The 23,337-nt window shown below is 53.5% G+C and carries 22 protein-coding genes and 2 rRNA genes (1 of these 24 cut by a window edge); 23 read left to right on the top strand and 1 reads right to left on the bottom strand.

Annotation, left to right across the window (positions count from 1 at the left end):
* The 14 genes from E6C60_RS18685 to pssA form a co-directional block, all read left to right on the top strand.
* Positions 1–1,505: ribosomal RNA gene (locus tag E6C60_RS18685) — 23S ribosomal RNA — on the top strand (it extends 1,585 nt beyond the left edge of the window).
* 217 nt (positions 1,506–1,722) lie between these two features.
* Positions 1,723–1,839: ribosomal RNA gene (gene rrf, locus E6C60_RS18680) — 5S ribosomal RNA — on the top strand.
* Positions 1,840–1,971: 132 nt separating this feature from the next.
* On the top strand, positions 1,972–2,913 hold the full coding sequence (locus E6C60_RS18675; RefSeq protein ID WP_138227182.1) for an ABC transporter ATP-binding protein: 942 nt from the start codon (positions 1,972–1,974) through the stop codon (positions 2,911–2,913).
* On the top strand, positions 2,906–3,664 hold the full coding sequence (locus E6C60_RS18670) for an ABC transporter permease (protein ID WP_138227181.1): 759 nt from the start codon (positions 2,906–2,908) through the stop codon (positions 3,662–3,664). The genes E6C60_RS18675 and E6C60_RS18670 overlap by 8 nt, the downstream gene beginning before the upstream one ends.
* A gap of 58 nt (positions 3,665–3,722) precedes the next feature.
* Positions 3,723–4,109 carry a GntR family transcriptional regulator gene (locus tag E6C60_RS18665; protein WP_138227180.1) on the top strand — a complete coding sequence of 129 codons (387 nt, stop codon included), beginning with the start codon at positions 3,723–3,725 and terminating at the stop codon, positions 4,107–4,109.
* Positions 4,109–4,810, top strand: coding sequence for an ABC transporter ATP-binding protein (locus E6C60_RS18660; RefSeq protein WP_138227179.1), 702 nt, complete (start codon positions 4,109–4,111; stop codon positions 4,808–4,810). The genes E6C60_RS18665 and E6C60_RS18660 overlap by 1 nt, the downstream gene beginning before the upstream one ends.
* A complete protein-coding gene (locus E6C60_RS18655; RefSeq protein ID WP_138227178.1) occupies positions 4,807–5,553 on the top strand; it encodes a hypothetical protein in 747 nt (248 codons plus the stop codon). Before E6C60_RS18660 ends, E6C60_RS18655 begins: the two co-directional genes overlap by 4 nt.
* Before the next feature lie 381 nt (positions 5,554–5,934).
* The gene (locus E6C60_RS18650; protein ID WP_138227177.1) at positions 5,935–6,396 is read left to right on the top strand and encodes a CtsR family transcriptional regulator; all 462 of its coding nucleotides are present in this window, start codon (positions 5,935–5,937) and stop codon (positions 6,394–6,396) included.
* A gap of 34 nt (positions 6,397–6,430) precedes the next feature.
* Positions 6,431–6,952: a protein-arginine kinase activator protein McsA gene (locus tag E6C60_RS18645; RefSeq protein ID WP_138227891.1), complete on the top strand. Its 522-nt coding sequence runs from the start codon at positions 6,431–6,433 to the stop codon at positions 6,950–6,952.
* A gap of 55 nt (positions 6,953–7,007) precedes the next feature.
* A complete protein-coding gene (locus tag E6C60_RS18640) occupies positions 7,008–8,087 on the top strand; it encodes a protein-arginine kinase McsB (protein ID WP_138227176.1) in 1,080 nt (359 codons plus the stop codon).
* Between the two features lie 69 nt (positions 8,088–8,156).
* Positions 8,157–10,604, top strand: a complete 2,448-nt coding sequence (gene clpC / locus E6C60_RS18635) for an ATP-dependent protease ATP-binding subunit ClpC (protein ID WP_138227175.1) — start codon at positions 8,157–8,159, stop codon at positions 10,602–10,604.
* 300 nt (positions 10,605–10,904) lie between these two features.
* Positions 10,905–12,272, top strand: coding sequence for a DNA repair protein RadA (gene radA / locus E6C60_RS18630; RefSeq protein WP_138227174.1), 1,368 nt, complete (start codon positions 10,905–10,907; stop codon positions 12,270–12,272).
* Positions 12,273–12,285: 13 nt separating this feature from the next.
* Positions 12,286–13,362: a DNA integrity scanning diadenylate cyclase DisA gene (disA, locus tag E6C60_RS18625; protein WP_138227173.1), complete on the top strand. Its 1,077-nt coding sequence runs from the start codon at positions 12,286–12,288 to the stop codon at positions 13,360–13,362.
* 51 nt (positions 13,363–13,413) lie between these two features.
* Positions 13,414–14,142, top strand: a complete 729-nt coding sequence (pssA, locus tag E6C60_RS18620; RefSeq protein ID WP_138227172.1) for a CDP-diacylglycerol--serine O-phosphatidyltransferase — start codon at positions 13,414–13,416, stop codon at positions 14,140–14,142.
* A gap of 130 nt (positions 14,143–14,272) precedes the next feature.
* On the opposite strand, the gene E6C60_RS18615 is transcribed toward pssA, so the two are convergent.
* Positions 14,273–14,668, bottom strand: coding sequence for a nucleoside triphosphate pyrophosphohydrolase family protein (locus E6C60_RS18615; protein WP_138227171.1), 396 nt, complete (start codon positions 14,666–14,668; stop codon positions 14,273–14,275).
* A gap of 270 nt (positions 14,669–14,938) precedes the next feature.
* On the opposite strand from E6C60_RS18615, the gene E6C60_RS18610 reads away from it, so the two are divergent.
* From E6C60_RS18610 to E6C60_RS18570, 9 genes are all read left to right on the top strand, one after another.
* Positions 14,939–16,027 (top strand): PIN/TRAM domain-containing protein, encoded by a 1,089-nt coding sequence (locus E6C60_RS18610; protein ID WP_138227170.1) that lies wholly within the window; start codon positions 14,939–14,941, stop codon positions 16,025–16,027.
* 96 nt (positions 16,028–16,123) lie between these two features.
* The gene (gene ispD, locus E6C60_RS18605; RefSeq protein WP_138227169.1) at positions 16,124–16,822 is read left to right on the top strand and encodes a 2-C-methyl-D-erythritol 4-phosphate cytidylyltransferase; all 699 of its coding nucleotides are present in this window, start codon (positions 16,124–16,126) and stop codon (positions 16,820–16,822) included.
* Positions 16,819–17,307: a 2-C-methyl-D-erythritol 2,4-cyclodiphosphate synthase gene (ispF, locus tag E6C60_RS18600; protein ID WP_138227168.1), complete on the top strand. Its 489-nt coding sequence runs from the start codon at positions 16,819–16,821 to the stop codon at positions 17,305–17,307. The genes ispD and ispF overlap by 4 nt, the downstream gene beginning before the upstream one ends.
* Positions 17,308–17,365: 58 nt before the next feature.
* Positions 17,366–18,826, top strand: a complete 1,461-nt coding sequence (gene gltX / locus E6C60_RS18595) for a glutamate--tRNA ligase (RefSeq protein WP_217496350.1) — start codon at positions 17,366–17,368, stop codon at positions 18,824–18,826.
* A gap of 464 nt (positions 18,827–19,290) precedes the next feature.
* Positions 19,291–19,998, top strand: a complete 708-nt coding sequence (gene cysE, locus E6C60_RS18590) for a serine O-acetyltransferase (protein ID WP_138227166.1) — start codon at positions 19,291–19,293, stop codon at positions 19,996–19,998.
* A 24-nt stretch (positions 19,999–20,022) separates the two neighbouring features.
* Entirely contained in the window at positions 20,023–21,429 is a 1,407-nt protein-coding gene (cysS, locus tag E6C60_RS18585) for a cysteine--tRNA ligase (protein ID WP_138227165.1), read from the top strand.
* Positions 21,426–21,869, top strand: a complete 444-nt coding sequence (locus E6C60_RS18580) for a Mini-ribonuclease 3 (RefSeq protein ID WP_138227164.1) — start codon at positions 21,426–21,428, stop codon at positions 21,867–21,869. The genes cysS and E6C60_RS18580 overlap by 4 nt, the downstream gene beginning before the upstream one ends.
* A gap of 75 nt (positions 21,870–21,944) precedes the next feature.
* Positions 21,945–22,694: a 23S rRNA (guanosine(2251)-2'-O)-methyltransferase RlmB gene (rlmB, locus tag E6C60_RS18575; RefSeq protein ID WP_138227890.1), complete on the top strand. Its 750-nt coding sequence runs from the start codon at positions 21,945–21,947 to the stop codon at positions 22,692–22,694.
* 7 nt (positions 22,695–22,701) lie between these two features.
* A complete protein-coding gene (locus E6C60_RS18570; protein WP_138227163.1) occupies positions 22,702–23,226 on the top strand; it encodes an NYN domain-containing protein in 525 nt (174 codons plus the stop codon).
* The last annotated feature ends 111 nt before the right edge of the window (positions 23,227–23,337 follow it).

Genomic DNA, 23,337 nt, shown 5'->3' with positions numbered 1-23,337 from the left:
AGGACAACAGGTTGAAATTCCTGTACCACCGTAAGCCGTTATGAACGATGGGGTGACGCAGGAGGGTAGTGACGCGGACTGATGGATGTCCGTCTAAGCAGTGAGGCTGGTGTGTAGGCAAATCCGCACACTTCTAAGGCTGGGCTGTGATGGGGAGCGAAAATTACAGTAGCGAAGGTCATGATCTCACACTGCCAAGAAAAGCCTCTAGTCAGGTGAAGGTGCCCGTACCGCAAACCGACACAGGTAGGCGAGAAGAGAATTCTAAGGCGCGCGGAAGAACTCTCGTTAAGGAACTCGGCAAAATGACCCCGTAACTTCGGGAGAAGGGGTGCCCCGGTAGTGTGAATAGCACGAGGGGGCCGCAGTGAAAAGGCCCAAGCGACTGTTTAGCAAAAACACAGGTCTGTGCGAAGCCGTAAGGCGAAGTATACGGGCTGACGCCTGCCCGGTGCTGGAAGGTTAAGGGGAGCGGTTAGGAGCAATCCGAAGCTGTGAACCGAAGCCCCAGTAAACGGCGGCCGTAACTATAACGGTCCTAAGGTAGCGAAATTCCTTGTCAGGTAAATTCTGACCCGCACGAATGGCGTAACGACTTGGGCGCTGTCTCAACGAGAGATCCGGTGAAATTTTAATACCTGTGAAGATGCAGGTTACCCGCGACAAGACGGAAAGACCCCATGGAGCTTTACTGCAGCTTGATATTGGATTTGGGTACGATCTGTACAGGATAGGTGGGAGCCGTTGAAGCAGGAGCGCCAGCTTCTGTGGAGGCGCCGTTGGGATACCACCCTGATCGTATCTAGGTTCTAACTTGGTACCGTGATCCGGTGCGAGGACAGTGTCAGGCGGGCAGTTTGACTGGGGCGGTCGCCTCCTAAAGAGTAACGGAGGCGCCCCAAGGTTCCCTCAGAATGGTTGGAAATCATTCGAAGAGTGCAAAGGCATAAGGGAGCTTGACTGCGAGACCTACAAGTCGAGCAGGGACGAAAGTCGGGCTTAGTGATCCGGTGGTACCGCATGGAAGGGCCATCGCTCAACGGATAAAAGCTACCCTGGGGATAACAGGCTTATCTCCCCCAAGAGTCCACATCGACGGGGAGGTTTGGCACCTCGATGTCGGCTCATCGCATCCTGGGGCTGAAGTAGGTCCCAAGGGTTGGGCTGTTCGCCCATTAAAGCGGTACGCGAGCTGGGTTCAGAACGTCGTGAGACAGTTCGGTCCCTATCTGTCGTGGGCGTAGGAAATTTGAGAGGAGCTGTCCTTAGTACGAGAGGACCGGGATGGACGTACCGCTGGTGCACCAGTTGTTCCGCCAGGAGCATGGCTGGGTAGCTACGTACGGAAGGGATAAGCGCTGAAAGCATCTAAGCGTGAAGCCCCCCTCAAGATGAGATTTCCCAATACGTAAGACCCCTTGAAGACCACGAGGTAGATAGGTTGGAGGTGGAAGTGCAGCAATGCATGGAGCTGACCAATACTAATCGGTCGAGGGCTTATCCTACAAGCTTTACGAAGCAAAGCTAGCTTCGGAAGCATCCGCAGAGCTTTGCGAAGCAAAGCTAGCTACGAAAGCATTACGCTAATGATCAATCTAACAACGCACATTCGTTTCGTATCTAGTTTTCAGGTGATCAAACATCTGAGCACACTGAGGGTGAATATCAAGGTTTGATATTTTCTCGCAGCGATTTTGAAGAGCTATGCTCCGAAAAATCATGTTTGGTGGTGATGGCGGAAGGGTTCCACGCGTACCCATCCCGAACACGAACGTTAAGCCTTCCAGCGCCGATGGTACTTGGACCGCAGGGTCCCGGGAGAGTAGGACGCCGCCAAGCAAAGAAGAAACCGTTACTGCAGCTAATGCAGTAACGGTTTTTTTTGCTTTATCATCACAAGCGCCCATTGACAGTCTCGCTATCCTAGTGTACTATCTAACTATAACACTAACACAAGCAAGGGGTGGAAGTATGACCAAAAATAGCAATGAAGTGGTACTCAGTGCGAAATCAATTACCAAAACGATCGGCAATCGCAATATTGTCGATAACCTGTCTTTTGACATCCGCCGCGGCGAGGTGGTAGGACTTCTCGGTCCGAACGGAGCCGGCAAGACGACGACCATTCGAATGATCGTCGGGCTGATCCGGATCTCGAAAGGGGATGTCACAGTGCATGGACACAGCATCCGCAGTGAATTTACACAAGCCATTTCCCATATCGGGGGTATCATTGAGAACCCGGAGTTTTATCCCTATATGAGCGGCTATGACAATCTGAGGCAGTATCAGCGGATGAGTGAAGGGATTGCAGAATCCAGACTGCACGAGGTCGTGCAGCTTGTAGGCTTACAGGATGCCATCCATAAAAAGGTTCGTTCCTACTCCCTCGGGATGAGGCAGCGCCTGGGTATTGCTCAAGCCCTCCTGCATAACCCGACCATCCTGATCCTCGATGAACCGACGAATGGCCTTGATCCGGCAGGCATTCGCGAGATGAGAGATTATCTGAAGCAGATTGCCAAAGAAGAAGGGATAGCAGTCCTCGTTTCAAGCCATCTTTTATCGGAGATTGAGCTGATGTGCAGCCGTGTGGTCGTTATACAAGAAGGCAGGCTGGTGACAGAACGGGTCATGGGCCAGGGGCAGAATCAGGAGGGCTGGGTCACAGTGTGCATTCGTGTAAATCAGGCTGACGCTGCCCTGGAGGTCATTCGGAGCATGCAGGAGGTTACGGTGCTGAATCAGCCTACAGACCAGCCGGAGCTGATCCTGAGGCTGAAAGACGACTTCATCCCTGTCATGGTACAGCGGCTGGTAGAGCATAAGATCCTTCTCTACCGGATCACCGAAGTGAAGGAAACGCTGGAAGAAGAATTTTTAAAATGGACGGGAGGCGGCCGTATTGCGTAGCTTTGTAAAGCTGACCATCAACGAATGGCTGAAGATGTTTAAAAAGAAAAGCTTTGTTCTCCCGTATGCTCTGCTGGCAGCCATGGCTTTTGGCATCGCATACCTGATCGATTCATTTGCCTCCGGCTCTAGTACGACATTGGAATTTGCCCAACTGGCCGTAAGCACCCAAGGAATGGGGCAGATGATGACTTTGCTGGCGATCGTATCTACAGCGGGTCTGGTGTCGATGGAATTCAGCTTCGGAACCATTAAGCTGCTGCTTGTCCGTGCACAAAGTCGCAGCAAGATCCTGGCCTCCAAGTATACAGCAATTTTGATGTATCTTGTGACGCTGGCTGCTTTCACGCTGGCAGCGGGGTTGGCGGCGGGAGCGCTCTTTTTTGAAGCATCGGGTGGAAATATGACCTTCATAGATTTGCTGTGGAGTACGCTCTACAGTCTGGTGTACACTCTCCTGTATGTAACGATTACCTTTGTCGTCAGTATTGTGACCCGCTCCACCGGCGCAGCCATCGGCATCGGCATGTTCCTGATTGTGGCACAGGGTCTGGCAAACCAGCTATTAACCCGATACAATTGGTATAAATATCTGCCGTTCGTGAACGTAGATTTGTCCATATACAGGGATGGAGGAACAGGGCCTCTTCCGGGAATGTCACTAACCTTCTCGGCCTCCTTGCTGGCCGTATACCTGCTGCTGTTTCTGGCGGTCGGCTTCTGGACGTTTCACAAGCGTGATGTTGCATAAGCGGTAAAGCCAGGACGGGTGCAGCCCTTACCCAAGCGGCTGAAAGGAGAAGACCCCAGTGAGTATAGAATTTGACAACAACCTGCCCATATATATTCAGATTATGAATTACATCAAAAAAGAGATCATTACCGGCAAGCTTCAGTCGGGAGACAAAATCCCGTCTGTGCGTGAGCTTGCCTCCTTGCTGCAAATCAATCCCAACACCGTACAGCGTACCTTTCAGGAACTGGAGCGTGAAGAGATCGTGGAGACCAAGCGGGGGCTCGGCCGGTATGTCACAAGTGAGGAATCCAAAATCATGAGCATTAAAAAAGAAATGGCTGGAGATCTGATTCAGCATTTTATTACAGAAATGAAAGAGCTCGGATTTCAGGAGCAGGATATTCTGTCCATCGTCTCGGACGCATTCAGAACCGGAGAATTCAACGGGAGGAAGAGCTAATGGTAGAGCATCTGCTTCAATTCAAAGGGGCTTCCAAGCAATATGGCCGCAAGACTGCGCTGCAAGACATTTCCTTGACAGTCGGAAGCGGAAAAATTATCGGACTGCTGGGGAGTAACGGAAGCGGCAAAAGCACCCTGATGAAAATGGCCGCAGGTCTGCTCTCCCCTTCCTCCGGAAGTGTGGAGGTTCAGGGGCTTCCTGCGGGACCGAAGACAAAAAGTATGGTCTCGTTCATGCCAGACCGTCCGCTGACAGAATCATGGATGAAGGTGAAGGACGCGCTGATGTTTTACCGTGATTTCTACGTCGATTTTGATATGGAGAAAGCGACACATATGCTGGAGTTTATGAATCTGAAGCAGGAGGACAAGATCAGTGCACTGTCAAAGGGCATGAACGAGCGGCTTCAGCTGACGCTTGCGCTGTCCCGCAATGCTGCTCTGTACTTGCTTGACGAGCCGATTGGCGGCGTAGATCCGGTAGCGCGAGGCAAGATTTTGGATGCCATTGTGGAGTTTTATCATGAGGACAGCAGCATTATCATATCTACGCATTTGGTGCGGGATATTGAGCGGATTTTTGATGAGATTGTCTTTATCCGGGACGGTGAAATGGTCATGCATGAGGAAGTTGAGCAGCTGCGCCTAAAGCATGGCAAAAGTGTTGACGAGATGTTTAAAGAGGTGTTTGCGGAATGATTAGGCTACTGAAATATGACTGGAAACGGAATGGAAGAGCGGTGCTGGCTCTGATCACGGTGCTGGTTCTTCTGCAGGGCGTCATGCTTACGCTGAATAGTCTGGGGTACTGGAAGGATGAAGTGACATTGGTTCTTAGCATGGTGGCCTATGCCATGACGGGGGTCATCCTGCAAATCATTGTGTTTAAGACATTTGACCATAATATCCGCTCTTACAGCCGGCGCCTGCTTCCGGTCCCGGTATCCTCCGGGATGATCTCTACCGTTGTGCAGTCCTGGATGGCGCTGTTCTTTATTGTGCTGCTGATAAGTGCTCATATTCTGGTGCTTTGGAGTGAGAATTGGCAGGCATTCATGCAGGTTGGCGTGTTACACTGGCTGGATTGGACTTTGATGATTCTTGCACTTTTGTGGCAATTTACTTCCTTTGTGGTTACGGTGCTCTTCTGTGTAACGGTGGCAAGAGTATTTTCTGCAAAAGGAGGCCTGTGGCTCGGCATTGCGCTGTCCATTGCGATTCCAAGCGTCGTTTCCTGGCTGGGTGACCGGATTGAAGGGGAACCGAACGCCTGGACGAACAAAATCTTTGTGCTCCAAATCGGTGTCCAGGAGTCTGCAGCCTCCCCGGTTAGACCCATCACGGAAATCCCCTGGGGACCGCTGCTTCTGGAGCTGATCGTGGTAGCCGTTCTTGTGTATTTCACGAAGAAGCTGATTGAGCGTAAAGTAGAAGTAAGCTAAAGCGCGCTTGATGTGAGAGAATACGATCATAACAGTTCCGGCAGCGCCCGGATTCCCTATCCCCTATGCCGTGCAAGGGCAGCAGATGCTGCCGCTGTACGGCAGGGGCTTTTTTGGCAGGATAAAGGGTGAGGCAAGGCTGGTAAGGGTGAATTTTGAAGCGGCATGAATATTCTCCAACAGCCCGGTTAAAAATGATAACGGAGCTCTTGGCAAATCATAAAAATATGCTATAATATTATCAAAGTCAAAGAAAGTCAAAGTCAGCGAAAAGGGATTCTAATGGTTTGCAGGTGGTTAAACATAACCAGGAGCAAGACTCTGTGCGACACGTGTAAGATGAAGACGGCTTAGCGTTTCAATCAGTGGAGGATGAACAACATGCGTAATATCTCGGATATTATCGAACAATATTTAAAGGGCAGTCTACAGGACAGTAAGGAAGGCACGATCGAAATTCAGCGGAATGATCTAGCCGAGCAATTTTCGTGCGTCCCTTCCCAGATTAATTATGTCATCCAGACCCGTTTCACCTTGGAGAAAGGGTATTTGGTGGAGAGCAAGCGAGGCGGCGGCGGCTACATTCGCATTCAGCGGATCGAGCTGCCTCAGCACACGGAGCTGCACCATCATCTACATCACAGTATCGGCAGCCATATAGACCAGACTGCAGCGGAAGGGCTGATCTACCAGCTGGAGGAATCCGGATTTCTGAGCAAGCGGGAGGCCTGTCTGATGCGGGGTGCGATATCCAGGGAGTGTCTGAATCTGAAGCTTCCTTATCGCGATGAGCTCCGTTCCCGGGTCATGAAGGCGATGCTGCTGTCGCTGCTGGGCAAGTAAACACGGTCTATTGTAGAGGGGAGAGTGAATGAGTATGGTGTGCCAGGAATGCGGAATCCGTCCGGCGACGCTTCATTTTACGAAGATTGTGAATGGCGAGAAGACGGAATTCCATTTTTGCGAGACCTGTGCGAGGGAGAAGGGGGAGATGATCCCCGGAACGGCGAATGGCTTCTCGATCCACAGCCTGCTCTCCGGCCTGCTGGATCTGGATCCATCGGGTAAAGGGCAGCTGTCCGGCGCCAAAGCACCTCAGGTTCCAAGGTGTGAGGAATGCGGGATGACCTATACCCAGTTCAGCAAGCTGGGCCGCTTCGGCTGCAGCTCCTGCTACAGCTATTTCTCGGATCGCCTGGATCCCTTGTTCAAAAGGGTGCACGGCAGCACCACGCATGTCGGCAAGGTGCCGAAGCGAAGCGGTGGACGCATTCAGACAAAGCGGAAGATCGCCGAGCTGAAAAAAGAGCTGCATGAACACATTGTTCAGGAAGAATTCGAAACGGCCGCGCAAATCCGCGACCAGATCCGGGAGTTAGAGAAGGGGCTGACCCCGTAGTTTAGTCGGTCTCTTTGCTTACAAGCTGCATTTATTTTAGTAGGAGGAATGCGTGATGTCGAATCTCCGGTTCACCGAACACGCACTCAGCGAGTGGATGCGCGGAAGCGGTCAGGATTCTGATATTGTCATCAGTACCCGGGTGCGGGTAGCACGCAATCTGCGTCAGCTTCCGTTCCCGCTGCTAGCGACCAACCAGCAGTCCGGTGAGGTGCTGAGCATCCTGACCGGGGTGATCCAGGAAGGGCTGTGCGAGGAGGGGACTCCTGCCTTTCACATCATCCATCTGGATGAGCTGGACGACCTGGATAAGAAGGTGCTTGTCGAGAAGCATCTGATCAGCCCGAACCTTGCCAATGAGTCGAGAAACGGGGCAGTCGTGTTAAACGACGATGAATCTATCAGTATTATGATTAATGAAGAGGATCATTTACGCATCCAGTGCCTGTATCCTGGCTTTCAGGTCATGGAGGCTTGGGAGAAGGCCACAGAGCTTGATGATGCTTTTGAAGAGAAGCTCGATTATGCGTTTGACGACAAGCGCGGCTATATGACGAGCTGCCCTACCAATGTCGGCACCGGCCTTCGAGCGTCAGTTATGATGCATCTGCCCGCGCTGGTCATGACCCAGCAGATTAATCGGATTCTGTCGGCGGTATCCCAGGTTGGCTTGACGGTGCGCGGAATTTATGGCGAGGGCAGTGAAGCACTCGGCAATCTTTTTCAAATATCGAATCAAATTACGCTCGGACAGACCGAGCATGAAATTATAGATAACCTGCACAGCGTCGTGCTGCAAATTATCGAACATGAGAAAAATGCGCGCGCGAAGCTGCTGAACGACTCCCGGCTGCGGATTACGGACCGGGTTATGAGATCATATGGCATTTTGTCCTATGCAGCTGTGATGGAGTCTAAGGAAGCTGCGCAGCGCCTGTCCGACGTTCGTCTTGGCGTGGATTTGGGTCTGCTGGACGGTCCGTCCAGCTCCGTGATGAATGAGCTGAACGTGATGACCCAGCCCGGATTTCTGCAAAAGAAATTCGGGGAGAGCATCCATCTGGGCGACCGGGACTCTTGCCGGGCGAAGCTGATTCGGCAGACGCTAAGCGGGCAGCAGCAGGAGCCTTGCTAAACCATTTTGCAAAATGACGGCGCTGCGTTTAAAATCAATACAACCATCAATCATGGAGGTGCAATACTTATGATGTTTGGCAGATTTACGGAACGTGCACAGAAGGTGCTCGCACTGGCTCAGGAAGAAGCAGTACGGCTTGGCCATAATAATATCGGTACAGAACATATTTTGCTCGGATTAATCCGGGAAGGCGACGGTATTGCCGCCAAAGCATTGATCGGTCTTGGACTGGGTCTTGAGAAGATTCAGGATGAGGTAGAGACCTTGATCGGACGCGGTCAGGAACAGCCGACGAATATTGCCTACACCCCAAGAGCGAAGAAGGTCATTGAGCTCTCGATGGATGAGGCGCGGAAGCTGGGCCACACGTATGTGGGCACCGAGCATATTCTGCTGGGACTCATTCGCGAAGGCGAAGGTGTGGCTGCACGGGTGCTGAACAATCTGGGCATCAGCCTGAACAAAGCGCGTCAGCAGGTGCTGCAGCTGCTTGGCAGCAGCGAAGCGGTTTCGAGCCATCACGGCCAGCCGCAAAATGTCAATACGCCAACGCTGGACAGCCTGGCGCGTGATCTTACAGCGATTGCGAAGGAAGGCAATCTGGACCCGGTAATCGGGCGCAGCAAGGAAATTGAGCGCGTTATTCAGGTGCTGAGCCGCCGGACGAAGAACAATCCGGTGCTGATTGGTGAGCCAGGGGTAGGTAAGACGGCAATCGCCGAAGGCCTGGCCCAGAAAATTATTAATAATGAAATTCCGGAAACGCTGCGTGACAAGCGAGTGATGACGCTCGATATGGGCTCCGTGGTGGCCGGTACGAAATATCGCGGTGAGTTCGAGGACCGCCTGAAGAAAATCATGGACGAGATTCGCCAGGCAGGCAATATTGTTCTGTTTATCGACGAATTGCATACGCTGATTGGTGCGGGCGGCGCAGAAGGAGCTATTGATGCCTCCAACATTCTGAAGCCTTCTCTGGCTCGGGGCGAGCTGCAGTGCATCGGGGCAACTACCCTGGATGAGTACCGCAAGTACATCGAGAAGGATGCTGCACTGGAGCGCCGCTTCCAGCCGATTACGGTGGATCAGCCGTCTCCGGAAGAGGCCATCCAGATTCTGTACGGTCTGCGTGACCGGTATGAAGCGCATCACCGTGTCAAAATTACCGATGAAGCGATTGAACAGGCGGTACGCTTGTCCGACCGTTATATTACAGACCGCTTCCTGCCAGATAAAGCGATCGATCTGATTGATGAAGCAGGCTCGAAGGTAAGGCTGCATACGTACACCATTCCACCGAACCTGAAGGATCAGGAATCTCGTCTGGAGGATATCCGCAAGGAGAAGGATGCTGCTGTACAGAGCCAGGAGTTTGAGAAGGCTGCGGCGCTCCGTGATACGGAGCAGAAGCTGCGTGAAGAGCTGGAAGTGACGAAGAACCAGTGGAAAGAGAAGCAGGGACGTACAGATTCCGAGGTAACTCCGGAGGATATTGCGGATGTGGTAGCCATCTGGACCGGTATTCCTGTGAACAAGCTGAAGGAAGAAGAGACCGAGCGCCTGCTGAACATGGAGCAGCTGCTTCACAGCCGGGTCATTGGCCAGGAGGAAGCCGTCAAGGCAGTCAGCCGTGCCGTACGCCGCTCCCGCGCTGGCCTGAAGGATCCGAAGCGCCCAATGGGCTCCTTCATCTTCCTCGGTCCAACCGGTGTAGGTAAGACTGAGCTTGCCCGTGCATTGGCAGAAGCCATGTTCGGCGATGAGAACGCCGTGGTGCGGATCGACATGTCCGAGTACATGGAGAAGCACTCGACTTCGAGGCTCGTTGGAGCGCCTCCAGGATATGTCGGCTATGATGAGGGCGGCCAGCTGACCGAGAAGGTTCGCCGCAAGCCTTATTCCGTCGTCCTGCTTGATGAGATTGAGAAGGCTCATCCGGAAGTGTTTAACATCCTGCTGCAAGTGCTGGAGGATGGACGCTTGACCGATTCCAAGGGCCGGGTTGTTGACTTCCGCAACACGCTGATCATTCTGACCTCTAACGTTGGAGCGGAAGCGATCAAGCGTAACTCTACCCTCGGCTTCACGGCATCGCTGGATGCGGGCCATGATTATAACAACATGAAGGGCAAGGTCATGGATGAGCTGAAGAAGAGCTTCCGTCCTGAATTCCTGAACCGGATTGATGAAATCATCGTGTTCCACTCCCTGGAAGAGAAGCACATCGGCGAGATTGTGACGCTGATGTCGGATGAGCTGAAGAAGCGGCTGCGTGACTTCAATGTGGAGTTCGAGCTGACCGATCAAGCAAAGGCATTCCTGGCGAAGGAAGGCTATGATCCGGCATTCGGTGCCCGTCCGCTCCGCAGAGCGATTCAGAAGCATATAGAGGATCGTTTGTCCGAGGAGCTGCTGAAGGGCAATATCTCCAAAGGAGATCAGCTGCTGATCGACGAGAGCGAAGGCGCGTTGACCGTAACCAAAACGCAGGCTGCCCCGGCGCAGCAGGAGTAACCCAAGTCATAATAAGATACAGGATCTCATCAGGCAGGAGAGTAAAAGTTGCCGGCGACAGCCGGCAGCATGCTCCTCTGCTGTGATCGCGATTGAAGAAGCAGGCCGATGCATGATGCGCGAAGGCCTGCTTTTTTTGTATATACAGTAAGGCTTTAGGAAAAACAGACCGATAATCAAGGAGAGGATTCCCGATTTGCCTTTACGTTGGTTTGTGATCAATGGTAAACTTTGAGTAATGCCTAATTCGCAAAAGACTTATGGTTTTTTGTAAAGGATGGTCATCATAAAGGAGAGAACATGGCTAAATCCAAAACCAAGTTTTATTGTACCGACTGCGGCTATGAATCGCCGAAATGGTACGGCAAATGCCCAGGCTGTCAGGCCTGGAACTCCATGGTGGAAGAAACCGAGACGGTAATCAAGACACAGGGCATGAATTCGCCCGTATTTCATAGTAAAGAGAAGCCCGTATCCATCCTGAATGTGGAGAGCGGCAAGGAGCCCCGGATCGAGACCGGCATTATAGAGCTGAACAGAGTACTCGGCGGCGGACTCGTCCCGGGTTCACTTGTGCTTGTCGGCGGTGATCCGGGCATCGGCAAATCAACCCTGCTTCTCCAAACCTCGAATCAGCTGGCTAATCGCGGGCTGCGGGTGCTGTATATCTCGGGAGAGGAATCGGTTCGCCAGACCAAGCTTCGTGCTGACCGCCTAGGGGCCTTATCCCCGGAGCTGTTTGTGCTTTGCGAGACGAATCTGGAGAGTGTGGAGGAAGCGATTGAAAGCGTGCAGCCGCAGTTTGTGGTCATTGACTCCATTCAGACGGTGTATCAGCCGGATATTTCAAGTGCTCCGGGAAGCGTATCGCAGGTGCGGGAATGTACCGCCCGGTTTATGCGGATTGCGAAGGTCAAGGGCATCGCTACAGTGCTCGTGGGCCACGTGACGAAGGAAGGAGCCATCGCGGGACCGCGGATGCTGGAGCATATGGTGGATTGCGTGCTTTATTTTGAAGGGGAACGCCATCATACGTACCGGCTGCTGCGCGCCGTGAAGAACCGCTTCGGCTCCACGAACGAGATGGGGATTTTTGAAATGGGTGAGGAGGGGCTGCGGGAGGTTGGCAATCCATCCGAGCTGTTTCTCTCCGAGCGTCCGCTGGGGGTAGCCGGCTCTACGGTGGTAGCGAGCATGGAAGGCACACGGCCCGTACTTGTGGAGCTGCAGGCTTTGATCTCATCGACTCATTTTCCGTCTCCAAGGCGGATGGGCACCGGGGTAGATCATCACCGGATGAATCTCATTATTGCGGTGCTGGAGAAAAGGATGGGCATGTTCCTGCAGAATCAGGACGCTTACCTTAATGTAGCCGGGGGCGTGAAGCTGGATGAGCCGGCTGTGGATCTTGCGATCGCAGTCAGCATTGCATCCAGCTTCCGCGATGTACCGACGAAGCCGTATGACGTCATCTTCGGAGAAGTCGGCCTGACCGGTGAAGTGCGGGCAGTGTCCCGTGCGGAGCAGCGGGTGAAGGAAGCGCAGAAGCTGGGCTTTAAACGGGTTATCCTGCCCGAGAAGAGCCTGAAGGGATGGAAGCATCCCAAGGGCATAGAAATTATTGGAGTTAATACGGTAGCAGATGCGTTAGCGGTTGCGTTAAATTAGGGGGCATACTAAGGTGAAAGAATCGGTTCAACTGGACAAAATGAATGAACTGCTGAAGCTGGTGGCACCGGGGACAGCTTTCCGTGACGGACTGGAGAACGTGCTGCGCGCCAAAACCGGGGCCCTGCTCGTGGTCGGCTACAGTCCAGAGGTGATGGAGGTTGTAGACGGAGGCTTCTCCATCAATTGTGACTTCTCGCCGAACTACTTGTATGAGCTGGCCAAGATGGACGGTGCGATTATTCTGAGTGAGGATTTAAGGCGGATACTGTATGCCAATACCCAGCTCATTCCGGACTCCTCGATCTCCTCCATCGAAACCGGAATTCGGCACCGTACTGCAGAACGGGTGGCGAAGCAGACGGGGAAGCTGGTGGTGTCCATCTCCCAGCGCCGGAACATTATTACGCTGTATCAGGGCTCGATCCGTTATTCTCTGAAGGAAATTGGCGTCATCCTGACCAAAGCGAATCAGGCTATTCAGACACTGGAGCGTTACCGGGTGGTGCTGAACCAGTCGCTGACGAACCTGTCCGCCTCGGAATTTGAAGAGCTGGTTACAATCCACGAAGTCGTAAATGTTATTCAACGGGTCGAAATGGTGTTAAGGATTAAGAAGGAGATTAAACGGTATATCAATGAGTTGGGTAACGAAGGCCGTTTGATCAGTATGCAGATGGAAGAGCTCGTCAGCAACATTGAAGAGGAAGCCTGGTTCCTGTATGCCGATTATGCCAAGGAGTACAGCGAGGAGAACGTCAGAGAGATTATTCATGCATTGAAGCGGCTGGATGACGAGGAGCTTCTCGATATTAATCTCATTCTTCGGCTGTTGGGCTATCCCTCCTCCACAGCTACCGCCGATGAGGAAGTGCTTCCCCGGGGCTACCGCATCCTGAATAAAATCCCGCGGCTGCCGAATGTCATTATTCGTAATCTGGTGGATACATTTGAGGATTTGCCGAGCATTATGGCGGCGAGCATTGATGAGCTCGATGAAGTGGACGGCATCGGAGAGGTGCGGGCGCGCACGATTAAAGAAGGTCTGAAGCGTCTGCAGGATCAAGTATTTATTGACAGACAAATGTAAATATCATACAATCTATTAACGTGATGTAAAATCTAACGAGGTGAACAACCCATGACGAAATCAATTCCGAACATGTTTACTTTAGGTAATCTGTTTCTCGGAATGATTGGCATAATTCTTGCGGTAAACGGTAACACCAGCACAGCGGCTATTATGATTATCGTCGCTATGCTGCTTGACGGACTGGATGGCAGAGTGGCTCGCGCCCTCAATGCGCAGAGTGATTTTGGCAAAGAGCTGGATTCCCTGTCTGACATCGTATCGTTTGGCGTAGCACCGGCGCTCATTATGTATTCCGTAGCTTTTATGGATATGAACAGTGCGCTGGCCTGGACTGTAACCGCGGTCTTTCCGATGTGCGGAGCGCTCCGACTGGCACGATTCAATGTCCGCCCGGGTATTCCGGGATATTTCATCGGGCTGCCGATTCCGGCGGCGGGCGGTGTACTGGCTACACTGGCTCTGTTCCACGAAGAAATTTCAGCGCCCTATATGATGATTGCCATGCTGCTGCTCTCTTATCTGATGATTAGCCGTGTGAAATACCCGAACTTCAAGAAGATCGGCCTTCCGAAGAAGGCGATCAAGTTTACGCCGCTGGTCGTTATTGCTGCGGTCGCTGTAGCGGTGTTCTTTCCGGAGCAGACCTCTATGCTGATCTTTGTACCCTTGGTGCTGTATGCAGGCTTTGGCCTGAAGCAGAGTGTGCAGCGTCTCATTCGCGGCCGCCGTATGAAGCGGAATTCTGAGGAAGAGGCGTATCGTTCTTCGGACCGGTAATGCCATCTGTGACCATGTATAGCGTTACTCGGATCCATACCGACATATCCACGAATGAATAAAAAGCATTTATTTCCTGTCCTTGAACGTAAGGGCAGAGAAATAAATGCTTTTTTTGCTTAGAACATCTTTACGATAGATTGAACAATCCCAGCGTCGAGCATTTCTTGGATTCCTTGTTGAGTACTTCCTCCAGCTGAATATCGAGCAGGTTGGCCATAGCAGACATATAAAACAAATTGCGCCCCAGCTCAGAGCTTACAGCCTCCCGGCAATTCTCGCACAAGCTTCCCTCGATATGAGTGCCGGCATGCGCTCTGGCCGATTCAAGATCGGTCCCGGCGTCAAAGCTTTGTTTGGTGGCATGCAGCTCAATACAACCGCATTCCGTGATCGCTTTGGTGACAGCCCGGTTAACGGAAGCACTGCTTTGGCCATTCTTGGAGAGGACGTCCAGCAGACTGCGGTGGCGGAGCAGCAATTCGGAGACCTGATCCTGAAAGGCCTGTAAATTAGGAGCGTTCATCGTTTAACATCCACCTCGATTTGTTGATATAGTTGCATTCATTATAGTCCACCCCATCTAGGGATTCAACCTGGCCAGCTTGCCGGGAATCGGCTTGAACCGGGGATTCTCTCCGTCATGCCCTGATATGCCCTGAAAGTCAGCCACATGACCGCGCATTTTCCTCTTCCAATAAAATTTTACATTTCTATACGATTATCCATTGGAAAATCAGACCATACTGAGTGCTATAAGTTGACACTATTTTGTTAAAGGAGGTGCGCCGGACCTATGTTAAAAAAAGCTATCTTAGTATTCACCTTACTGTGCGGGGCATGGTGCGGAAATTCGTTATATGAGTGGCTGGAGCCATCGTTTCCCGAGCTGGGGCTCGTATTTGGTCAAGGCATGCTGGGAGGGGGAAGCGGGGTGTTTGCTCTCTTGGGTGCGCTGCTGTTCGGGATGAGCGGGACGCTTCTGGCCGACCGATTCGCCGGAAGGCTGCAGGGAGTGATTGCTGCCTGCGCAAGAGTGCCTATGAACGAGCTGGCTGCCGGTATGGCGGGTCTATTGGGAGGCCTGCTGCTGTCGCTGCTCCTCTCCCCAGGCCTTGCCTGGCTGGGCCAGGGAGGACGCCTGCTTCAGGTCGGCCTGACGCTGCTGGGAGGCTATGCGGGCTACCGGATCGGCCTGGAGAAGAAGGACGAGCTGGCATCCTTCTGGATGAGCGGCCGCTGGAGTCAGAGCGCCGAACCGGAGCCGAGCTGGTTCGAGGAGCATAAGATTCTGGATACCAGTGTCATTATTGACGGCAGGATCGCTGATATTTGCAAGACCGGGTTTATTGAGGGGACAATTGTCATTCCTGAGTTTGTGCTGGAGGAGCTGCAGCATATCGCGGATTCATCTGACCTGCTGAAGCGCAATCGGGGACGGCGGGGACTGGATATTTTGAACAAGATCCAGAAGGAGCTGGACGTCAAGGTACTCATCTATGAAGGAGACTTTGAAGACATCTCCGAGGTGGACAGCAAGCTGGTCAAGCTGGCAAAGGTGCTTCAGGGCAAGGTGGTAACCAACGATTTCAATCTCAACAAGGTATGTGAGCTGCAGGGCGTGTCGGTGCTGAACATCAATGATCTGGCGAATGCGGTGAAGCCGGTCGTGCTGCCAGGCGAGGAAATTCTCGTGCAGATCATCAAGGATGGCAAGGAGCACGGTCAGGGCGTGGCTTATCTGGATGACGGGACGATGATCGTCGTGGAAGGCGGACGGGATTATATCGGCAACATGATGGAGGTGCTGGTCACAAGTGTCCTTCAGACCTCGGCGGGACGGATGATTTTTGCGAAACCGAAACTGTTGGAAAAAGCGCAGTAAACAGGTATGATGGAACATGTACCTATACTGCGCGCCGCAGCAGGGATGACAGGCAAGCTTCTCTAAAGCGGGGCATTTTGGAACAGGGGTTTTGATATGTTTACGGGCTTCGGAGCCGTGATTGTAGCGGCAGGAAAAGGTTCAAGAATGGGCACCCGGGAAAGCAAGCAGTTTCTGGACATTGGCGGCAGGCCAATTGTGGTCCAGACCCTGGATATATTTAACCGCCTGCCATGGATGGAAGAAATCGTGCTGGTGACGGGGGAAGACGATGTGCCGCGCTGTCAGGACTGGATCTCGGAGTACGGATTGGACAAGGTCAAGGCTGTCGTCCCCGGCGGCCGGGAGCGTCAGGAGTCCGTGTATCTCGGGATCCTGCAGCTGCACAGTGAATGGGTGATGATCCATGACGGGGTACGTCCCTTCGTGACGCACGAGGAGATCGCAGCCTGCAGGGATACCGCGATCCGGGAGGGAGCGGCTGTGCTGGCCGTGCCTGTGAAGGATACGATCAAGCAGGTCAACGGGCAGGGCCTGATTACGGGCACACCGGCCCGTCAAAGTCTGTGGGCTGTGCATACGCCGCAGGCTTTTCGTCTTGCTGATTTGCTGCGAGCCCACGAGACGGCACAGCAGGACGGCTTTACGGCAACGGATGATGCGATGCTGCTGGAGCATCTCGGGCTGCCGGTGGCGATTACAGAGGGCAAATACAGCAATATCAAAATTACGACGCCGGATGATCTGGTGCTGGCGGCGTTGATGACACGAAACAAGGAGGAGTCGGATTCATGATTCGCGTAGGCCAGGGATTTGATGTGCATCAGCTGACGGAGGGCAGACCCTGCATTATCGGCGGGGTGCATATTCCGTACGAGAAGGGACTGCTGGGGCATTCCGATGCCGATGTGCTGCTGCATGCTTTGAGTGATGCGATTCTCGGCGCATTAGGTCTGGGCGATATTGGCAGACATTTTCCGGACACTGATCCCGCTTTTAAGGATGCCGACAGTCTGAAGCTGCTGGAAGAGGTGTGGAGCATGGCCAAGGAGAAGGGCTATTCGCTGGGGAATGCGGACTGTACCATTATTGCACAAAAGCCGAAGATGGCGCCGTACATCCCGCAGATGGCCGAAATTATGGCCAAGGCCATGAATGCCGAGCCGGAGCAGATCAATGTGAAGGCGACGACGACCGAGCAGCTGGGCTTTACGGGACGGGGCGAAGGCATTGCCGCGCAGGCGGTTGTCTGTCTCGTTTCAGATATGCTATCATCTTGAGCAAAGAAATCATTCAATATTTTACCAAAAAAAGAATATGCCTACGGAGGAATCATCCATGACTGAAGAAGTCCGCGTCCGTTATGCGCCGAGTCCAACCGGACATCTACATATCGGCAATGCCAGAACGGCGCTGTTTAATTATTTGTTTGCCCGCAAGCATGGCGGGAAATTCATTATCCGGATCGAAGACACAGACGTGAAGCGCAACGTGGCCGGCGGCGAGGAGAGCCAGCTGAAATATTTGAAATGGCTCGGCGTGCAATGGGATGAAAGCGTGGACGTAGGCGGTGCCTACGGCCCTTACCGCCAGACCGAGCGTCTGGACCTGTACCGCACCTACTGGCAGGACCTGCTTGACCGCGGCCTGGCATACTACTGCTACTGCACAGAGGAAGAGCTGGAGCAGGAGCGGGAGGAGCAGATGGCCCGCGGTGAAACGCCGCGCTACTCCGGTAAGCATCGGAATCTGACAGAAGAGCAGCGCGCAGGCTTTGAGGCCGAGGGGCGGGTACCGAGCATTCGCTTCCGTGTTCCGGACGAACGCATTTATACCTGGGATGACATGGTGAAGGGCACGATCTCCTTCAACAGCAAGGAAACCGGCGACTTTGTCATTGTGAAAAAAGACGGCATCCCTACGTACAACTTTGCTGTAGCGCTGGATGATTCGCTGATGAAGATCAGCCACGTGCTTCGCGGCGAGGATCACATCTCCAATACGCCGCGTCAGCTGATGATCTACGAAGCGCTGGGCCTGACTCCGCCGCAGTTCGGTCATATGACCTTGATTACGAATGAGCATCACAAGAAGCTGAGCAAGCGGGATGAGTCGATCATCCAGTTTATCGAGCAGTATGACCAGCTGGGCTATTTGCCGGAGGCGCTGTTCAACTTCATCGCGCTGCTGGGCTGGTCCCCGGAAGGCGAGGAGGAAATCCTCTCCCGGGAGCAGCTGATCGAGATGTTTGATGCAAACCGTCTGTCCAAGAGCCCGGCTGTATTCGATACGAAGAAGCTGGAGCATCTGAACAATGCTTATATCAAGCAGGCGGACCCGGATGTGGTGGCGAATCTGGCGATTCCTCACCTCCAGAAGGCCGGCCGTCTTCCTCAGGAGCTGGATGCACAGGAAGAGTCTTGGGCACGCGCTTTGGTTGCCCTGTATCAGGAGCAGCTGACATCCGCTTCAGAAATTGTTGAATTATCCAGCGTATTTTTCCGCACTCATCTGGAAATGGATGAAGAGGCGGCAGAGATTATGGCAGGAGAGCAGGTGCCTGCTGTGCTGTCCGCACTTCGCCAGAAGCTGGAGGCAAGCGAGACATTTACCGCTCAGCACGTCGCTGCCCTGATTAAGGAAGTGCAGAAGGAGACCGGCTTTAAGGGCAAGCAGCTGTTCATGCCGATCCGGGTAGCATTGACCGGGCAGACGCATGGCCGGGATTTGAATCAGACCATCTGGCTGCTGGGCAGAGATCGGGTGCTGGAGCGCCTTGAATCCCAGATCAAGGGCTAGGCTTGCAGCCTGGGCATGGAGACCTCTTGCCACAGCGTCTTCTTTTGAGTAGAATATAGAGCAGTATCAAGGTACGAAGTCATAATGAAACAGCAATGATCAGGAGAAGTACGCGTGAATGAAGGCGGATTACAGAGAGGATTGCGGGAGTGATGGTCATGCCAGGCATGGCTCCTCCAGGCTGAAAGCGATCCACTGCCGAGAGCGGAAATGCGCCTGGGAGCTGCATTGTTGAAGCGGTTTTTACGTTAGACAATGCCGGTCGTCCCCGTTACGGACTGGAGTGGAATCCGGGGTTTACCCTTGTTGGAGCTGTCAAGACGGCAGCTGATCAGGGCGTGCCAGGATTCAAGCAGAGTGGGACCGCGTAATCGACGTCTCTGCAGCGAGAGCTGCAGGGGCGTTTTTTGTTTTATATTTTGCAGACAGCGGGACGGTAGTGGTAAAGAGAGAGGGGGAGGACCATGTTCAAGCAGATGAAGTCGGATATTCGCACGGTGTTCGAGAACGATCCGGCCGCCCGTGGGTGGTTTGAGGTAGTATTCACGTACTCCGGACTTCATGCCCTGTGGGCGCACCGGGTGGCTCATGCGTTGTTCAAAAGACGATGGTACACGCTGGCCCGCGTCATTTCACAGATCAGCCGGTTTATGACCGGCATTGAGATTCACCCTGGTGCGCGCATCGGCCAGCGGCTGTTTATCGACCATGGAATGGGTGTAGTGATTGGGGAGACCTGTGAGATCGGCGATGATGTTGTCATTTATCAGGGAGTTACCCTGGGGGGCACGGGCAAGGAAAAGGGGAAACGGCATCCGACCATCGGCAGCAACGTGGTTGTCGGCTCTGGCGCCAAGGTACTGGGCTCCTTCTCCATTGGGGATAATTCCAATATCGGCTCCAATGCCGTCGTGCTCCGGGAGGTGCCGGCGAACAGCACGGTGGTGGGCAACCCGGGCAAGGTCGTGAAGCAGAACGGAGAGCGGGTGCGGGATCGGCTGGATCATACCCGGCTGCCGGATCCGGTGGTGGATATGCTGCGAACGATGCAAAAGGAAATTGATGAGCTGCGCGAGGAGCTGAGCCGCCGTCAGGAGACGGGGTCTGGGTCCGGTGATCCCGCTCGTGAACCTCTGGAGGCAGCGGTGCATAAAGATTTACAAAAGCGATAGGACGAAAGGAATGTGACCCTAACCATGGCACTTCACCTGTATAATACACTAACCCGCAAGAAGGAAGCTTTTCAGTCCAATGAACCTGGCAAGGTCAGCATGTATGTGTGCGGCCCGACCGTATACGACTATATTCATATCGGCAATGCGCGCCCGATGATCTTTTTTGATGTGGTGCGCGGTTATTTGGAGCAGCAGGGCTATGCTGTGAATTATCTCGTTAACTTTACCGATGTGGATGACAAAATGATCCGCAAGGCGGAGCAGACCGGAACGACCGTGCCGGAAGTGGCAGAAAAGTTTATTTCTGCTTATTACGAGGATCTGGACGGCCTGGGCATTCCGCGGGCAACGCTGAACCCGCGTGTGACAGAGAACATGGAACCGATCATCGGGTTCATCTCGGAGCTGATCGACAAGGATTTCGCTTATGAGAATGGTGGAGACGTATTCTACCGGACGCGCAAGTTTCAGGACTATGGAAAGCTCTCTCAGCAGAACCTGGATGAGCTGCAGTTCGGCATCCGGATCGAGGTGGACCGGCGCAAGGAGAATCCGGAAGACTTCGTGCTGTGGAAAGCAGCCAAGCCCGGTGAAATTTCCTGGGATAGCCCATGGGGAAGCGGCCGCCCGGGCTGGCATATTGAATGCTCGGCCATGGCCCGCCGGTACTTGGGGGATACGCTGGATATTCACGGCGGCGGCCAGGATCTCCAGTTCCCGCACCACGAGTGCGAGGTGGCTCAGTCGGAAGCCTTGACGGGCAAGCCGCTGGCGAACTATTGGATGCATAACGGCTACATTCGAATCAACAATGAGAAAATGTCGAAATCACTCGGTAACGGTGTGCTGGTGCGGGAGCTGCGGAATCAATATACGAAGGAAGCGATTCGCTATTTCATGCTCTCGACACACTACCGCAACCCGCTGAATTTCAGTGATGAGGTGATGGATCAGGCACAGAGCAGCATTGATCGGATCAGCAATGCAGCCGGCAACATCCGTCACCGTCTGGAGCTGGCTGTGTCTTCACCGGATGGACATCCCAGCGAGACGGTTACTAAGAGTATGGCCGCTGTGCTGGCGGAGTTCCATCACAAAATGCAGGATGACTTCAATACACCGGACGCCATTACAGCGATGTTCCAATGGGCAGCAGAAGCCAATCAGCTGCTGCAGCAGCCCTCCATCCCGTCAGAGGACCTGAAGCTTGTGCTGGCTGCCTATGAAGAGATGAACGGGGTGCTTCGCATCGTGGACACACCGGCAGAAGAGCTGCTGGATGAAGAGGTTGAGCAGCTCATCCGCGAACGTGTAGAGGCCCGCAGCAGCAAGAATTGGGCGAGAGCCGATGAAATTCGCGATTTGCTGGCAGCTCGGGGCATCCTGCTGGAGGATACGGCGCAGGGGATGCGCTGGCGGCGTAAATGAGCGGCGGTCCTATGCAGGGACAGGACGGATGGTTTCCTTATCCGTCCTCCCGCCCTCTCCGCTTAATACCGCCGATTGTACTGGCGTATATAGGAGATGCTATATATGAGATGGCAGTTCGCCAGTATTTGATTTCCAAGCCGGGCTTGCGGCCGAATCATTTGCACCGGGCTGCAACCAGCCTGGTCTCCGCCCGGGCCCAAAGCGCAATTCTAAGCTTTCTGGAGTCCCGGTTAACGGAAGAGGAGAGAGATGTGGTCCGCCAGGGACGGAATGCCAAGTCCGGCAGCGTACCCAAGAATGCCGATGTACTGGAGTACAGGCATGCTACGGCGTTTGAATGTCTGGTAGGCTATCTGTATTACGCCAATCAGCATGACCGGCTTCGGGAGCTGATCGGCCAAGGTATTGAATACAAAGAAAATCATGTCGAATCATAAATGTCGAATCATGAAATAACCCAGCCGCCGACCTGCAGCACTCGCAGCATTGGCAGGCATCAGGAGGAAGCTGTTATGCAGGAAGAAGAAATCATTGCCGGGAAGCACTCGGTAACAGAGGCGCTCCGTTCGGGACGCACCATCAATAAAATATGGATTGCTGAAAATGCACAAAAGCATCTGACGCAGCCCATCATTGCTGAAGCCAGAAAAGCGGGGATCGTCATTCAAAATGTGGACAAGCGCAAGCTGGACCAGATGGTGCCCGGCGTACAGCACCAGGGTGTTGTAGCCCAGGCAGCCCCATACGCATACGCAGAGCTGGACGACCTGCTCAAGCGTGCTGAAGAGAAGGGGGAAGCTCCCTTCCTTTTGCTTCTCGATGAGATCGAGGATCCTCACAATCTGGGCTCCATCCTGAGAACCGCAGACTGCACGGGCGTTCATGGCGTCGTTCTGCCCAAGCGCCGGTCTGCCCAAGTGACAGCCACGGTATCCAAAACCTCGGCCGGAGCAGTAGAGTACGTTCCTGTCGCCCGCGTGACGAATCTTGCGCAGACGATTGAGCAGCTTAAGGAAATGGGCGTATGGATCGTAGGCACGGCCGTGGATGCAGCGGAGGAACTTTTTGAATCGACGGTATTCGACGGACCGGTTGCTATTGTTATTGGCAACGAAGGCAAAGGCATGGGGCGGCTGATCCGGGAGAAATGTGACGTGCTGGTCAAGCTTCCAATGTCCGGACAGATCAACTCCCTCAACGCTTCCGTAGCGGCAGGAGTCATTATGTACGAGGTGCTCCGCCGCCGCCGCGCCAAGGGGTAACGGGAAGATGGCCGATTGGCGGGATGTACTGCTGGTCGACGGCTATAATATGATCGGCGGCTGGCCCTTTCTGGCGAAGCTTGCGAAGATCAGCATGCAGGAGGCGCGGGATGGCCTGTTGGAGAGGCTGGCGGACTATCAGGCTTTTTCGGGACTGCGCGTTATTGCGATTTTTGATGCTTATCTGGTGCCGGGGATCGGCAAGTCGTTTACGCAGGGGAAGGTGCAGGTGTATTTCACCAAGGAAAAAGAAACCGCTGATGAGTGCATCGAGCGCCTGGTAGTGGAGTTCAGCCATCGTCGCCGCAAGATCTATGTCGCGACCAGCGATCTCATGGAGCAGCATGTTATTTTTGCGCTGGGCGCGCTGCGGATTCCGGCACGGGAGCTGCTAAGCCAGATCGAGCAAAGCGAGCAGGAGGTAAAGCGCCGGATCAGAGAGGACCGGGAGCGTTCACAGCGAAACACCCTGGAAGGCAAGGTTTCCGATAACATTCTTCAACAGCTGGAGCGCTGGCGGCGTGAGAAATAAAGACCGTTTAAAGACATCAAGCAGCACTTTACAGTTATGTTATTAATGTTCTAAAACAGGGATACTGTGGTTGACGGTCTGAAAGGCATCATATATACTTGTCATATATTT

It is taken from the genome of Paenibacillus algicola (genome assembly GCF_005577435.1).
Classification (GTDB): Bacteria; Bacillota; Bacilli; order Paenibacillales; family Paenibacillaceae; genus Paenibacillus_AQ; species Paenibacillus_AQ algicola.
The sequence above is the reverse complement of the archived record's forward strand: the minus strand, read 5'-3'. Positions and strand labels throughout refer to the sequence as shown.